The organism is Pseudoalteromonas sp. KS88, from assembly GCF_004766475.1.
Lineage (GTDB): Bacteria > Pseudomonadota > Gammaproteobacteria > Enterobacterales > Alteromonadaceae > Pseudoalteromonas.
Genome location: NZ_PYHV01000024.1, coordinates 45,069 through 58,019, shown reverse-complemented (window position 1 = coordinate 58,019; position 12,951 = coordinate 45,069). Strand labels below are relative to the sequence as shown.

Genomic DNA, 12,951 nt, shown 5'->3' with positions numbered 1-12,951 from the left:
TTATGATTTATATTCGTAAAAGCGTTCATTGAACACATAGTTTTTATGTCCTGCATAAAACAATGCACAACCAATAGATATCAAAAGCATTGCGAGGTATATAATTTTACGCTGTGTGGTTAAGCTCTTTACTTCTTTACTTTTGAACCACTGCTCGACATCCGGTATTTGTATCAGTCTAACTTTATCGTGACTCGATACTAGTGGCTTCATAAACTCATCAATTGAAAGATCTAACGCTATCAATAAGGATCTCAATATTTCATTAGAGGGTATGGATTTATCGTTTTCAAGTTTTGACATATACCCAAGCCACCTCAAGATGCAGAATTCAGCGTTTCACAGGGGCTTAATATCAAGGCGTTACTTTGCAACAATGGCCATCCCTTTTAAAAAGTAACAACGATGAGAGTAAGTCCCTGTGAAACGCCCCATGGGTTGGTTTAAAAGCGATTTATACTGCGTTATTGATTTTAACAAGGGAATAACCATTATTTGCAATCAATGCCTTGCCTAAATCGCTTTTAATTCCAACGACGCTCGCATCTTGAGGTGGTTTGGGTATGGCTCTGCTCTATACCCACTTGCTGAGCGAACTCTGGCTGGCTCAGTTTTTTATCATTTCTTAGCTGCTTTAATTGCTGACCTAATGTACTCATCTTAATGCTTCCTTTTTTAAAGTGAGGTTAGATTCTTGGTAATTCATGCAGATATATGAAGCTGAATAGTGAAGAATAATAAGGAATATTAGCAGGTTAGTATAACAGAGTCGATCTGATAGCTGATAGCTGATAGAAAAATATATTGGCTATTATTAATTAGGAAAGTATTTTTTTAACTTGTTATTGAGGAAATAACAAGTGGCGGAGTGGACGGGACTCGAACCCGCGACCCCCGGCGTGACAGGCCGGTATTCTAACCAACTGAACTACCACTCCGCAGTGGTATGTGTATGGGGTAATACACTTACTAATTTTATTGATGATATCAAGTGGCGGAGTGGACGGGACTCGAACCCGCGACCCCCGGCGTGACAGGCCGGTATTCTAACCAACTGAACTACCACTCCGCAGAGATATCATTATACTTGTTATTACTTAATTTGTTGGCGGAGTGGACGGGACTCGAACCCGCGACCCCCGGCGTGACAGGCCGGTATTCTAACCAACTGAACTACCACTCCAGCATACAAATTTTGTAATATAACAGCGTTTAAATAGTGGCGGAGTGGACGGGACTCGAACCCGCGACCCCCGGCGTGACAGGCCGGTATTCTAACCAACTGAACTACCACTCCAGCGCGTATTTAAACTGTTATTTTTCTTATTGGCGGAGTGGACGGGACTCGAACCCGCGACCCCCGGCGTGACAGGCCGGTATTCTAACCAACTGAACTACCACTCCATAATAAGAATATGTTTTACAACCATACGTTGTGTAAGTGTTGGCGGAGTGGACGGGACTCGAACCCGCGACCCCCGGCGTGACAGGCCGGTATTCTAACCAACTGAACTACCACTCCAGCTTTTACTTACAAATTGTCGAAAATTGGCGGAGTGGACGGGACTCGAACCCGCGACCCCCGGCGTGACAGGCCGGTATTCTAACCAACTGAACTACCACTCCGCATTTTCGTTTGCTGCTTAGGTCTCCCTTTGCAGCGGCGTGAATAATACGAATCAGCCCCTACTTCGTCAAGGGCTTTTTTGTTTTTTTACAGGTTTTTTAGTCATCTGACATCGAAAGGTTTAAAATTTCACCTGATTTGTCATTTTTTGAGCCGTTTTTGTCAACTTCATTTTTTTCATCATTTGCTGTGTCATCATCGGGTGCTGCTTTTTTCTTCAAAAAGGGAATGCTTATTTTTGGTATGATTGATTTTTTCTGCACAAAAAACCGAATAGCTAGCCAGCCAATAAGTAGAACCAATAGATTACCACCAATAATAAGGCTAACGAACAAAACTGTAGACATCGACTCAGCTTCTTTTTTAACTCGCGCGATCTCTTTTATTTCGGCTTCGGTTAGCACAGGCTCAGGTAGTTCAGGAACAATTTCAATGGGCCTTTCAATTTCAAAGCGATAGGTTGGTAAAGTTGCCATAAACTCTCTACCATTAATGTTTGTACCAAAAACAGATAGCTCGACACTATAGCGACCCCAATCATAGTTTTTAATAATAAGCTCTCTAGTAAGCGAACTCGTACCTTCAATATTAAACATTTGCTCTTCATTGTTTGGGTAATAAATTTTACCCTGTATAAGCACTGTTTCGGGTTTTACCACTTCTGGGTCTAAGGAAACTGTTAAAACATGCTCAAGGGTATCATCTTCTGCTAAAGCGATGTCGAAACTAAAAGGAGGCTCTTTAACTTCTAAAATATCTTGAACAACGGTGCGCTTTAGTAACGGTGTTTCGATATAAAGCTCTGGTTGCCACTGACCCGCCGGAAACGCCAGTTTGAATTCACCGGTAAATATGCCATCTTTAGGACGTTCATCAAAACCACGTCCATTATCTCTAAATTGTGCAACACTGTGCGTACCTGCACCAAAATTAGCATAATCACTGTTGTTAGTACTGATAAAATCAACGTGAAGGCTTACTACATCACGGAACATTCCAACGCCAATAGGCTCACCATCATTTAAAATTTGACCTGTCACTTTAACTGTCTCTCCTCTAAAAAGAAGAGGCGGTAATGGTTCAACTTTTAAGTCAATATCACCAATCACCACAATGCGGCTATCAGGCAAAATACTGCCTACAACCTGCCAAGGCCCAGGCGTTGGTTCACGAATGGTTATTAAGTCATAGCTTATTTCATCAAACCAATCTACATTCGGTTCTTTTATTGCAGACGTTGCATAAAGCTTACTGCCATCAGGTTGCACTAGCACCACAGCTGGTGTACCGGGCTTGCGAAAGAATAAAAGATTTATTTCTTCCACTTTATAGTCAATCCGAAAGCGATTATTTAATAAAGGCACTTCGTTCTGTTGGCCATCACGCTTGAGCAATGTAATTTTGTCATCACTTTGCGCGCTCAGTGTAAGCGGTACAATAAATACCACCAGCAATATAAATAAATAATGTTTCATTGTGGCCCTTATTCAGCGCGCCATAAGCATTGACCGCCAGCGTCTTGAACGATATCTAGTCGTGCTTGATGGGCAGTCTGTTCTTCATCATTAGCTAAAAGTACTTTTAATGGTGCCCGCTCTAAGCTTAGTCGACGTATCGCTTTTTGTTGCTGCTCATTACCTTGGTTTTTATTCTGATTTAAGTTGAGCTTAACTTGGCCACCGGTCATGGCTAAGTAAACGTCTGCTAATATTTCAGAATCCAGTAGAGCGCCGTGTAACGTTCGCTTAGTGTTATCTACATCATAACGACGGCACAATGCATCAAGGTTATTCTTCTGACCAGGATGCAAGTCACGCGCCATTTTAAGGGTGTCGAGAACTTGACAGTAATCGTGGGTATTTGGGTAACCTTGGTTAAGCAGTGCAAACTCGTTGTCCATGTGACCGACGTCAAACGGGGCGTTATGAATAACAAGCTCAGCCCCTTTAATATAATCAAAAAACTCTTGCGCTATTTGATGATATAAAGGTTTATCACGTAAAAACTCATTGGTTATACCGTGAACATCAATTGCTTCTTCTTCAATGCTACGTTGCGGATTGATATAGACATGAAAATTATTGCCCGTTAAACGGCGGTTTATTAATTCCACGCACCCGATTTCAATAATTCGGTGCCCTTGTTTAGGGTCGATGCCGGTGGTTTCTGTATCTAAAACTATTTGTCTACGCTGCATATCGAACTTAGCCTGATTCTGGTATCTTTCTATAATCACTTTATTGTACATAATATCAAGGTAAAACAGTGCAAAAAACCGTAGAGATTTATACTGATGGCTCCTGTTTAGGTAATCCAGGTCCCGGCGGGTATGGTATTTTCATGCTTTATAACGGCCATGAAAAAGAAATGAGCCAAGGCTACACACTCACCACAAACAATCGCATGGAAATGCTGGCGGCCATTGTAGCGCTTGAAAGTTTGACCCGCCCTTGCGAGATAAATCTTACGACCGATAGCCAATATGTAAAGCAAGGTATTGAGTCTTGGGTTGCAAACTGGAAAAAGCGTGGTTGGAAAACCTCAGCGAAAAAACCGGTGAAAAATGTCGACCTATGGAAACGCCTTGATGAAGCCTGTAATAGACACACAATAACGTGGAAGTGGGTTAAGGGTCATAGTGGTAACAAATACAATGAAATAGTCGATGATCTCGCACGTGACGCTGCGGGCAGTAAAAACCTACTCGTAGATGAAGGCTATCAGCCAGAATAACCACTGCATAGTGTTCAATTTGTCGCAAACCATTTTACAATTCTGTTATATGTTATAAGATTTAGCTATATAATATATCGGAGTTGTAAAATGCCCATTGCTGTTAAGTCTTTTTTTCATAAACAAAGCGCAACCTTTACCTATTTAGTGAGCTGTTTAGACACTCACAGCGCAATGCTCATTGACCCACCCGCAGACTTTGACGCGCCCAGTGCAACACTTACTTTTACCACAGCGAACCAAATCATTGACTATGTTAAAACTCATAAACTCACTCTTGAGTGGATTTTAGAAACACATGCCCATGCAGATCATATAACTGCCGCAAGTTATATTAAACAACAGCTTAAAACTGAGCATCCGTGTAAACTAGGTACCGGTAAAGGTATAACGCAAGTACAGGCTTATTTTAGTCGATTGTATCACCTTGATATGCCATGTAATGGTTCACCATTTGATAGATTGTTTAATGATGGGGAGTGCTTCAAGTTAGGCAATACTCATTTTGATGTGGTATCTACCCCCGGGCATACGCCTGATAGCGTAAGCTATTTAATTGAAGGAAATCTTTTTGTTGGGGATACCTTCTTTATGCCTGATAGTGGTACTGCACGCTGTGACTTCCCTGGCGGTAGCGCAAAAGAACTTTACGCGTCCTTACAAAAAGTATTAGCCCTGCCAGATAATACTATTATGTGGATGTGTCACGACTACCAACCTTATGGCCGCGAGCTGGCAAATAAAACCACTGTGCAAGCGCAACGTTTAACAAATGTTCATTTACAACAGTCAGAGCATTCATACATAGAAACAAGAGAAAAACGAGATGCCACCCTTAGCTCACCACAATTATTGCACCCAGCAATACAAATGAATATTCGAGCAGGTCAACTACCCCACCCGACACGATCATTGTTGACAATCCCGCTTACGGTGCTGCTTTGAGGTTTGCCTAAGACCAGCGCCTTTTACAGGTGAAAACTGTGGCCTAGCGTGCCATTTGGGTTTTATTGGAGTTAGCGGTGCTACCCGTTTTCTTGCCACGAGCATATAGACACTGCCCATAGGCTTTAAGTATTGCTTTGTAAAGCGTCGCCATGGAGCAAAACGGGAAAGACGCGTACCTCGAGCCAGTGATGAGAAAATAAAGCGTTCGTCACTTACTAATTCAAAACCAAGTAAATGCAACCAATCTTTCACCCGTGCTGGTGTAAAAAACCGGCCAGTCCAAGGCAACTTTTGTCGACTAAATGGCAGTAACTGTGCCAGTCCACATAGGCTAAACGGATTAAAGCCGGTGATCACCATATAACCACCCGGTAACAAGGTTCTATGTACTTCACGAAGAATATGATGAGGGTCTGAATGGTATTCTAAGCAATGACTTAATATACATGCATCAACACTGTGTTCATAAAATGGTAGCTCATCAATATCAGCAACAACCCCCGTATGAGGACCAGACTCAGCCACGCATACTTGGTGTTTAATGGTACTGGCGCTAGTATTAAGCTCTCCGCTTAGGTTACCCAGCTTTAACATGTGATAGCCAAACATACGTGGTAGCCATTTCGCCATTTTACGCTCAATATCAGAACGCAAGTAGTCGCCATGAGGAAATTCATACCATGACAATGGCTTGGGTCCTTCTTGAAAACTAAGGGCTGGTTTCATCTGCTAAGCTCGTTATACTGTTCAATATGATCACTTTATAGAGCAATGTTAAATGGTGCAAGTCAAAGCAATCAAAGCCTTTTCAGATAACTACATTTGGTGTATTACACACGATGAAAACCAACTCGCTTGGGTCGTAGACCCAGGTCAAGCTGCCCCTGTCATGACTCATTTGAGTCAACATGGCTTAACACTCGCTGGTATATTAATAACTCACCATCATTATGATCATACCGATGGCGTGGCTGCCTTGTGTAAAGCATTTGAAGGCATCAAAGTATATGGCCCAAGCAACAGTCCGTTTAAAGGGATAACAAATACACTAAATGAAGGCGACACTATCACAGTGTTTGATACTGAGTTTGCTGTCATCCATACTCCAGGTCATACGCTAGATCACATTTGTTATTTAAACTCGGCCTTAGCATTTACCGGTGACACCTTATTTAGCGGGGGCTGCGGGCGTTTATTTGAAGGTAGCGCAGAGCAAATGCAGCACTCTTTTGATAAATTAAAACAGCTGCCAGAGACGTGTAAAATATATTGTACCCATGAATACACACAAGCAAATTTAGCATTTGCTCTAACAGTTGAGCCTACTAATACTGACTTAATTGAGTATGCACAGTGGGTAGATACAAAACGCAAGAATGATGAAATTACCTTACCTAGCAGCATCGCTTTAGAGCGTAAAATAAACCCTTTTATGCGCAGTGATATCTCAGGTATTAGTCAAAATATCCCTATTGAATATCAGTATAAATCAGAAAACACATTACAAAATAATGAACCTTGGCAAAACTTTGCAGGTCTTAGAGCCTGGAAAGACCACTTCTAAAATTATAATCCGATAATAATTAGTTTATTATCGGATTATAAACATCACTATTGCAGTTTTTAGGTGGTCATAAAGTGGCAATGTTGGCTCATAACGGGTAGTATTCGCCGAGTTTTTTACCTGATGTATTGGTATTTATGAAAAAATCCCCACTCGTTTTAGGCTTAGCTTTAGTGCTAAGTGGTTGTCAAACATTAACTTCAACACATTCTAATAACAAAACAGATAGCATCAATGCTAATCAGTCTGTTGAGCTATTTGATAGCGCAAGCCCAAGCGAAATCAATGATGCATTAATGCTAAATGCGCAATACGTTCAAGTGAATGAACTTGATGATGCTTCCCCTATTTTTGATGATGTGTGGGAAAGAATTCGCTATCAATTATCAATCGAAGTACCGCAAAACCGCCCGGTTGTTACCGAGCGTAATTATTATGCTCGCCATCAATCTTATCTCGATAGAATTTCCAAACGTGCTGAGCCATATTTACATTTTATTGTAGAAGAAGTTGAAAAACGCGAAATGCCAATTGAAATAGCGCTTCTACCTATTGTAGAAAGTGCATTTGATCCATTTGGTTATTCACACCGCAGTGCCTCGGGTATTTGGCAATTTATGCCGCAAACAGGTGAACGCTTTGATCTTAAACAAAACTGGTGGTATGACGGTCGCCGAGATATTGTCCAGTCAACTCGTGCAGCACTTGATTACTTGTCTTATTTGCATAAGACACTAGAAGGCGATTGGCTTAATGCAATTGCAGCATATAACTCTGGTGAAGGACGTTTACTTCGGGCGATTAGAAAAAACCGCAAAAAGCATTTACCTACCGATTTTTGGTCACTTGATTTACCCAAAGAAACCACGGCGTATGTGCCTAAGCTATTAGCCCTTTCTGACTTACTTGAACGTCAAGAAGAGTTCGGTTTAAAGTGGAACCCAATTATTAATGCACAAGTGGTAGAAACTGTCGATATCGGCTCTCAAATTGACTTAGCCTTAGCGGCAGAAATGGCACAAATTAGTTTAACTGAACTTTATCGTTTAAACCCAGGTTTTAACCGCTGGACAACAGACCCTGAAGGGCCTCATTTTTTATTAATACCATCAGATAAAGTTGAAAACTTCCAACAGCAGCTTGCCAAAACAGACATTAAAGAGCGCCTTCGTTGGCAACAATATAAGGTGGCCAATGGGGATAGCTTATCAGTGATTGCCGATAAGTTTTCAACCAGCGTGAGTGCCATAAAATCCCTAAACAAATTAAACACAACCACTATTCGAGTTGGTCAGCAACTTTTAGTGCCGCTCAGTGACGGCGCTATTAAAAGCCAACACCTACCACATAAAATGCGTCTCGCGGTTAATAAAACGACAGAACAAAAAGTGTTTCATAAAGTCAAAAGTGGCGATACATTGTGGGATATTAGTCGCGAGTATGATGTCACCATTGCTGAGCTGGCTAAATGGAATAAGCTTAATAAAAGCAGTGTATTACGGTTAGGTCAAAAACTCACAGTTTATAAAACGAGTAGTAATAAGCAAACAGCTTTAATCAGCACCAACCGAACAATTACTTATAAAGTACGTCGCGGTGATTCGCTTGCGCGTATTGCCTCTAAGTTTGATTTATCGGTGAGCGATATTATTAAGTGGAATAATTTGGCAGGTCAAAAGTACTTGCAACCAGGGCAAAAACTGAAACTTAAAGTGGATGTAAAAAGTACTTAGTATTTAATGTAACATAATAATAAAGAGCGCTAATGCGCTCTTTTTTTATTTACTTAGGTAATTTTGTCAACCACTGCTTTAACCAAGGCTCTGTTACGGGCCAAGGTTCAAAGTCCTCACTGGCATCTATTTCTAAGCGATGACCTAATGGCTTTGCTTGTAAATCACGAAATAACTCATCAAAGCTTCGACCAGCAGCGCAAAACGTATCACCATAGCTTCTATCACCCATAGCAACAATACCGTAAGGTGTTCCAGCAAGCATGGGAAATTGGCTATTTAGCTCGCTATAAAGCGAGAGTAAGTTATCTGGTATCTCACCTTTACCAGTAGTCGAGGTGATCACTAAAATATGACTTGCTACTTTAACGTCTTCTACTGTGGGTGATGTGATAAGTCTTGCTTGATGGTTTGATTGCTCAATCACTTCGATAATCTCATCACTCAAACGTTCAGCGCCACCGTAAACACTGCCGACAAATATGCTAATCGTTGCCATTAATAATCCTTTTCTTGATTGGGCCAGCCAAGTTGATTGCAAATGCTCAGCATCGCTTCACCCAGTGGCGCTTTTATTTTTACAGCTTGTTTTGTATAAGGGTGCACAAAGTGAAGCTCAGTTGCAAATAACATTAACCGGCGCAGTGTAAAATGCTCCCGAAAAAACTGGTTATGTTGATTATCCCCGTGGTTAACATCACCAATAATAGGTAAAGATAAGTGCTTTAAATGTCGACGGATCTGATGTTTTCGCCCAGTTTTAGGAAAACATTCAACTAACGAATAGCGTACTGTTGGGTACTTACCTATTGGAATTGGTAACGCAGCTTGGTGCAAACAGTTAAACTGCGTCTGTGCCTCTTGCGGTGCCTTATCTTGATCAGCAAACTTATCAGCAATCTTATCCAATTCTTCTTTCAATGGCTTATCTAAAAAAACTGAATCAGGTGCAAAACCACGAACTAAAGCTAAGTAACGTTTTGATAATTGATTATCAATAAACAATTGATTTATGTCGCGAGCAGCCTCTGAGCTCAACGCAAATAACAGAACACCAGAGGTAGGCCTGTCTAACCGATGAACAGGAAAGACATGTTGTCCTATTTGATCGCGCAACATTTGCATAGCAAATTGCGTTTCATGTTTGTCTAAAAAAGAACGATGCACAAGCAACCCTGAAGGTTTATTTATCGCAATATAGTCTTCATCTTGGTATAAAACTTCAAGTTCACCAAACGCTGCTGGCTCTGGTCGTTCAATCATTTTCTGTTCCAAAAAGGTTATCAATTTCTTTCAATAATTCAATTACTTCATCACCGCCCGTAGATTTTGACAGCATTATCTCCGCCATTGGCGCAATTGACATATTACTCGGTAAAGGTTGCTGTTGCTCAATTAGCAATGACATTTTCTTTATGAATACAAATTGCAACCATTGCTCAAAGGCCATGGTATCGTGGCAAAAGGGGACTGTAGAATTTAATGCGTAATTATCAATAGGCTCATTTTGCCAAAGTTGATACTGCTTTAATAAATCTTCAAGTTGCGCCAGATAACCCTGAATTACGTGTACCATTATACCCCCTTTATATATACCCAAGCCACCTCAAGATGCAGAATTCAGCGTTTCACAGGGGCTTAATATCAAGGCGTTACTTTGCAAGAATGGCGGTCCCTTTTAAGAAGTAACAACGATGAGAGTAAGTGCCTGTGAAACGCCCAACGGGTTGGTTTAAAAGCGATTTATACTGCGTTATTGATTTTAACAAGGGAACAACCATTATTTGTAATCAATGCCTTGCCTAAAGCGCTTTTAATCCCAACTGAAACTCGCATCTTGAGGTGGCTTGGGTATAAACCGACAGATTATACCCTGTTCCCTCATAAGCGGCTATGGCGTATAATTATTAGCATATTGCAGTATAAAATTTAGAGAAGATAATGACTGAGCAAATAGCGACTTTAGGGCAGCTTCTTGATGGAGCTGGCACACAATGGCGTGCTTTTGATATTGGCAGACGCATAACAAAAATTGATAAAAAACAATTCGATGCAATTGAGCAAGCCCAGATCCCCTATCCATATCCGCTTGCAGGACACGCATGGATCGCTATTCAATTTTGGGATAGCTCCGCCAGTAAAGAACCTTACGTATGGTTTTTGAAGTTTCCTGTTGATGAGCAAAGTAAACTAGTCTGTGCAAGTCGCGACCATTTTGCAAACATGGTTATAGAAGCACTTGGCAATGACCTTACTGGTGAACAAGCTGATGGTAAACTTGATAATAACCCATATGTTTTTACGCCTAATGCTAATAAACTTGCGGCATTCAACTCTCTTCTAAAGACATTACTAAAGCAGCCTGCGTCGCAATACTATGAATATGCGCAACTGTATTTTAGTGCAAAGCTCGGCTTTGATAACTGGCAAAGTGTGGCTCTACAAGGTATTGCTGATTATGCGTTGCGCTTAGAAAACGATAGTAACTTAATTAATTTGATAGATGCGTGGGGTCAACTCCCTGTCGAAGTAGTTCAACCTCTCAGTGCTATGCTTGAACATGTTAATATTCCCGTAGTCCTGACTGAACAGCTTTCTCAACACGCCAAAAACGCAATTAAAGAACATGATTCTTTAGCCCTTGTATGCGCACTGCGCGCCATGTCGAACTCTCAAGCACAAGGGCTGACAGGACAAATCGTTGATTCCGTGTTAGCAAGCGAACTAGCCACAGATTCAGATGTGCTATTAACCGTTGCAGGGCGTTGTTATTCTTTATTAGAAGACCCGCAAAGACTACATATATTTATGGATAACTGTGCGCATCATAAAGAAATTGATACACTGTTCCCAAGTATTTTTGCTGATCTAGTTGCAATTCCAACAATTCGACCTCATCTATTAGGTCTATTACGAAAAGAAAACCGCAGCGAAACTCTCGCTCGCGCAATTGGAAGGTTATTCTCTTAAAATGGCAAGTTTGTGGACATTCATCCTTATAGGCAGTGTAATTTACCTGTTTTGGCTAAACCGAAAAGTGGCAGAAGCTGCTAATGCGCATGCCAAGCGTCAAAGTGAACAACTGCAAGTACAACTGATGAGTGTCGCATGCACCAAGCGTCGGTTTGGTATTTTAAAGAGTGGCAAGCCAGGGATAAAAAGTGAATTCATGTTTGAATTTTCAAGCGATGGACAAAGCGTGTACCAAGGTGTTTTATTTATGGAAAATGAAATGCTGAAGAGTGTTGTTGTGCCACCGCACAAAATATGACAACCGCTTTAAGGTCGAACTAACTTGAACTGTTTTATCTACTGAAAAAACTAAGGCGTAACATGTAGTTACGCCCCAATCTGACTTCATCCATAATAAGGCATCCATACCTACGCCGAAGCTACCTTTTTTATCATCCCCTGAACGGGTATACATCCTAAATACACCCTCACACTGCATCAATGCAATATCCAACACGTCCTAGTGTTATCCACTTGCCATCTTGGCCTATCCTACGCTTCCAAGCGCTCCTATTACTTCCTGTAATATAATCCTTTGTGTCATCCTTATCATTAGCTCCGCTAATCTACTGCATCCTGGCAGTGTCCTTGTTCTTCCTTGCCATCCATGTAAGCTTGTCCATTTGGCTTCTTGCCTAGCTTCATGCTTATTTGCCGTAATCCATTTCCTTAGCATCAGCTCAATCATTGAGTCTGTATCGTCTTGATGTGTTAAATTCTAATAGAATCCTAAAATACTGATAGCAGCAAATAAGAATTATTTTATTGCAACATTTATGAAACAAATGCTATTTTAAATAAAATCAATTGCTTATTAATTATATATCGTATTTTTAGCAACATAAACTGATAATACTCACACTATTGTAAGATATATCGCACACGGTAACGTCCATTACCGACAGCACTTTCTTACGCATGTTTCTAGGGATACCACTTAGTTAAGTTTTTTAAGTAATTTATTCTGGAAAAACGCAATAATTTGTCAGTTCTAATGCCCATTTTTCAATATGACTTTAAAAGTAAAGACTTCACTGCTGAGATAATGACGTGATGCTTTTTATCATGTTAAATCAAAAAACTATGATGCAATAAATAATTTAATAAGCTTATATTGAATAGAATTAAAGTTTTATCGAAGCCTTAGTCTATCAGTCGGTTGTATGTACTGGCTAATACTGCGCTTGAGCCAGTGACCCTCGCCATTTGTTGTAAAAGCGGCGATGCTCTTTGCTTGATTGGTATATGAAATTTTATATTTTCTGAGGAATGTTTATTTGTACTGGCTAATACTGGACTTGCAATAATAATCCTCGCCATTCGTTGTAAAAGCG

The 12,951-nt window shown here is 40.6% G+C and carries 15 protein-coding genes and 7 tRNA genes; 6 read left to right on the top strand and 16 right to left on the bottom strand.

From position 1 onward, the window contains the following. From C7Y70_RS20715 to dnaQ, 11 genes are all read right to left on the bottom strand, one after another. Entirely contained in the window at nt 1-303 is a 303-nt protein-coding gene (locus tag C7Y70_RS20715; RefSeq protein WP_245321568.1) for a helix-turn-helix transcriptional regulator, read from the bottom strand. A gap of 221 nt (nt 304-524) precedes the next feature. Beyond that, nucleotides 525-659 (bottom strand): helix-turn-helix transcriptional regulator, encoded by a 135-nt coding sequence (locus C7Y70_RS16195; RefSeq protein WP_245321567.1) that lies wholly within the window; start codon nt 657-659, stop codon nt 525-527. Nucleotides 660-861: 202 nt separating this feature from the next. Next, nucleotides 862-938, bottom strand: a tRNA-Asp gene (locus C7Y70_RS16190). A gap of 54 nt (nt 939-992) precedes the next feature. Then, nucleotides 993-1,069: transfer RNA gene (locus tag C7Y70_RS16185), tRNA-Asp, on the bottom strand. Nucleotides 1,070-1,106: 37 nt separating this feature from the next. Further along, a tRNA-Asp gene (locus C7Y70_RS16180) sits at nt 1,107-1,183 on the bottom strand. A gap of 37 nt (nt 1,184-1,220) precedes the next feature. Continuing rightward, nucleotides 1,221-1,297, bottom strand: a tRNA-Asp gene (locus C7Y70_RS16175). A 30-nt stretch (nt 1,298-1,327) separates the two neighbouring features. Further along, nucleotides 1,328-1,404 (bottom strand) — tRNA-Asp (locus C7Y70_RS16170). A 41-nt stretch (nt 1,405-1,445) separates the two neighbouring features. Further along, nucleotides 1,446-1,522, bottom strand: a tRNA-Asp gene (locus C7Y70_RS16165). 27 nt (nt 1,523-1,549) lie between these two features. After that, nucleotides 1,550-1,626 (bottom strand) — tRNA-Asp (locus C7Y70_RS16160). Between the two features lie 99 nt (nt 1,627-1,725). Further along, nucleotides 1,726-3,102, bottom strand: a complete 1,377-nt coding sequence (locus tag C7Y70_RS16155) for a TIGR03503 family protein (RefSeq protein WP_135475852.1) — start codon at nt 3,100-3,102, stop codon at nt 1,726-1,728. Nucleotides 3,103-3,110: 8 nt separating this feature from the next. After that, complete coding sequence (dnaQ, locus tag C7Y70_RS16150; protein WP_099297628.1) at nt 3,111-3,824, bottom strand: DNA polymerase III subunit epsilon; 714 nt, start codon at nt 3,822-3,824, stop codon at nt 3,111-3,113. Nucleotides 3,825-3,892: 68 nt separating this feature from the next. On the opposite strand from dnaQ, the gene rnhA reads away from it, so the two are divergent. Both rnhA and C7Y70_RS16140 read left to right on the top strand, forming a co-directional pair. After that, nucleotides 3,893-4,360: a ribonuclease HI gene (gene rnhA, locus C7Y70_RS16145; protein WP_099297627.1), complete on the top strand. Its 468-nt coding sequence runs from the start codon at nt 3,893-3,895 to the stop codon at nt 4,358-4,360. Between the two features lie 90 nt (nt 4,361-4,450). Next, entirely contained in the window at nt 4,451-5,305 is an 855-nt protein-coding gene (locus tag C7Y70_RS16140) for an MBL fold metallo-hydrolase (protein ID WP_135475850.1), read from the top strand. On the opposite strand, the gene C7Y70_RS16135 is transcribed toward C7Y70_RS16140, so the two are convergent. Beyond that, nucleotides 5,270-6,034, bottom strand: a complete 765-nt coding sequence (locus tag C7Y70_RS16135; protein ID WP_135475848.1) for a class I SAM-dependent methyltransferase — start codon at nt 6,032-6,034, stop codon at nt 5,270-5,272. The genes C7Y70_RS16140 and C7Y70_RS16135 overlap by 36 nt on opposite strands. Before the next feature lie 52 nt (nt 6,035-6,086). Between C7Y70_RS16135 and gloB the strand changes: the two genes are divergently transcribed. Then, the gene (gene gloB, locus C7Y70_RS16130) at nt 6,087-6,872 is read left to right on the top strand and encodes a hydroxyacylglutathione hydrolase (protein WP_135475846.1); all 786 of its coding nucleotides are present in this window, start codon (nt 6,087-6,089) and stop codon (nt 6,870-6,872) included. Between the two features lie 137 nt (nt 6,873-7,009). After that, nucleotides 7,010-8,605, top strand: a complete 1,596-nt coding sequence (locus tag C7Y70_RS16125; protein ID WP_135475844.1) for a LysM peptidoglycan-binding domain-containing protein — start codon at nt 7,010-7,012, stop codon at nt 8,603-8,605. Between the two features lie 49 nt (nt 8,606-8,654). On the opposite strand, the gene C7Y70_RS16120 is transcribed toward C7Y70_RS16125, so the two are convergent. From C7Y70_RS16120 to C7Y70_RS16110, 3 genes are read right to left on the bottom strand one after another with little or no spacing between them, the layout of a single operon-like run. Next, the gene (locus C7Y70_RS16120) at nt 8,655-9,104 is read right to left on the bottom strand and encodes a flavodoxin (RefSeq protein WP_135475842.1); all 450 of its coding nucleotides are present in this window, start codon (nt 9,102-9,104) and stop codon (nt 8,655-8,657) included. Next, nucleotides 9,104-9,868, bottom strand: coding sequence for a tRNA pseudouridine(65) synthase TruC (truC, locus tag C7Y70_RS16115; RefSeq protein ID WP_135475840.1), 765 nt, complete (start codon nt 9,866-9,868; stop codon nt 9,104-9,106). Before truC ends, C7Y70_RS16120 begins: the two co-directional genes overlap by 1 nt. Beyond that, nucleotides 9,861-10,181, bottom strand: coding sequence for a YqcC family protein (locus tag C7Y70_RS16110; RefSeq protein ID WP_135475838.1), 321 nt, complete (start codon nt 10,179-10,181; stop codon nt 9,861-9,863). The genes truC and C7Y70_RS16110 overlap by 8 nt, the downstream gene beginning before the upstream one ends. Nucleotides 10,182-10,546: 365 nt before the next feature. On the opposite strand from C7Y70_RS16110, the gene C7Y70_RS16105 reads away from it, so the two are divergent. Together C7Y70_RS16105 and C7Y70_RS16100 are read left to right on the top strand one after the other, a co-directional pair. Beyond that, nucleotides 10,547-11,575: a DUF3549 family protein gene (locus C7Y70_RS16105; RefSeq protein ID WP_135475836.1), complete on the top strand. Its 1,029-nt coding sequence runs from the start codon at nt 10,547-10,549 to the stop codon at nt 11,573-11,575. A 1-nt stretch (nt 11,576) separates the two neighbouring features. Then, a complete protein-coding gene (locus C7Y70_RS16100) occupies nt 11,577-11,876 on the top strand; it encodes a DUF3301 domain-containing protein (RefSeq protein WP_099297610.1) in 300 nt (99 codons plus the stop codon). An 884-nt stretch (nt 11,877-12,760) separates the two neighbouring features. On the opposite strand, the gene C7Y70_RS20595 is transcribed toward C7Y70_RS16100, so the two are convergent. Continuing rightward, the coding region (locus tag C7Y70_RS20595; protein ID WP_210114674.1) for a hypothetical protein at nt 12,761-12,951 on the bottom strand (191 nt) is incomplete at its 5' end.

What these genes read in the sequence shown, in the direction of transcription:
- C7Y70_RS20715 (WP_245321568.1), bottom strand. Translation starts at nt 303, where the DNA reads ATGTCAAAACTTGAAAACGATAAATCCATACCCTCTAATGAAATATTG.
- C7Y70_RS16195 (WP_245321567.1), bottom strand. Translation starts at nt 659, where the DNA reads ATGAGTACATTAGGTCAGCAATTAAAGCAGCTAAGAAATGATAAAAAA.
- C7Y70_RS16155 (WP_135475852.1), bottom strand. Translation starts at nt 3,102, where the DNA reads ATGAAACATTATTTATTTATATTGCTGGTGGTATTTATTGTACCGCTT.
- dnaQ (WP_099297628.1), bottom strand. Translation starts at nt 3,824, where the DNA reads ATGCAGCGTAGACAAATAGTTTTAGATACAGAAACCACCGGCATCGAC.
- C7Y70_RS16140 (WP_135475850.1), top strand. Translation starts at nt 4,451, where the DNA reads ATGCCCATTGCTGTTAAGTCTTTTTTTCATAAACAAAGCGCAACCTTT.
- C7Y70_RS16135 (WP_135475848.1), bottom strand. Translation starts at nt 6,034, where the DNA reads ATGAAACCAGCCCTTAGTTTTCAAGAAGGACCCAAGCCATTGTCATGG.
- gloB (WP_135475846.1), top strand. Translation starts at nt 6,087, where the DNA reads ATGGTGCAAGTCAAAGCAATCAAAGCCTTTTCAGATAACTACATTTGG.
- C7Y70_RS16125 (WP_135475844.1), top strand. Translation starts at nt 7,010, where the DNA reads ATGAAAAAATCCCCACTCGTTTTAGGCTTAGCTTTAGTGCTAAGTGGT.
- C7Y70_RS16120 (WP_135475842.1), bottom strand. Translation starts at nt 9,104, where the DNA reads ATGGCAACGATTAGCATATTTGTCGGCAGTGTTTACGGTGGCGCTGAA.
- truC (WP_135475840.1), bottom strand. Translation starts at nt 9,868, where the DNA reads ATGATTGAACGACCAGAGCCAGCAGCGTTTGGTGAACTTGAAGTTTTA.
- C7Y70_RS16110 (WP_135475838.1), bottom strand. Translation starts at nt 10,181, where the DNA reads ATGGTACACGTAATTCAGGGTTATCTGGCGCAACTTGAAGATTTATTA.
- C7Y70_RS16105 (WP_135475836.1), top strand. Translation starts at nt 10,547, where the DNA reads ATGACTGAGCAAATAGCGACTTTAGGGCAGCTTCTTGATGGAGCTGGC.
- C7Y70_RS16100 (WP_099297610.1), top strand. Translation starts at nt 11,577, where the DNA reads ATGGCAAGTTTGTGGACATTCATCCTTATAGGCAGTGTAATTTACCTG.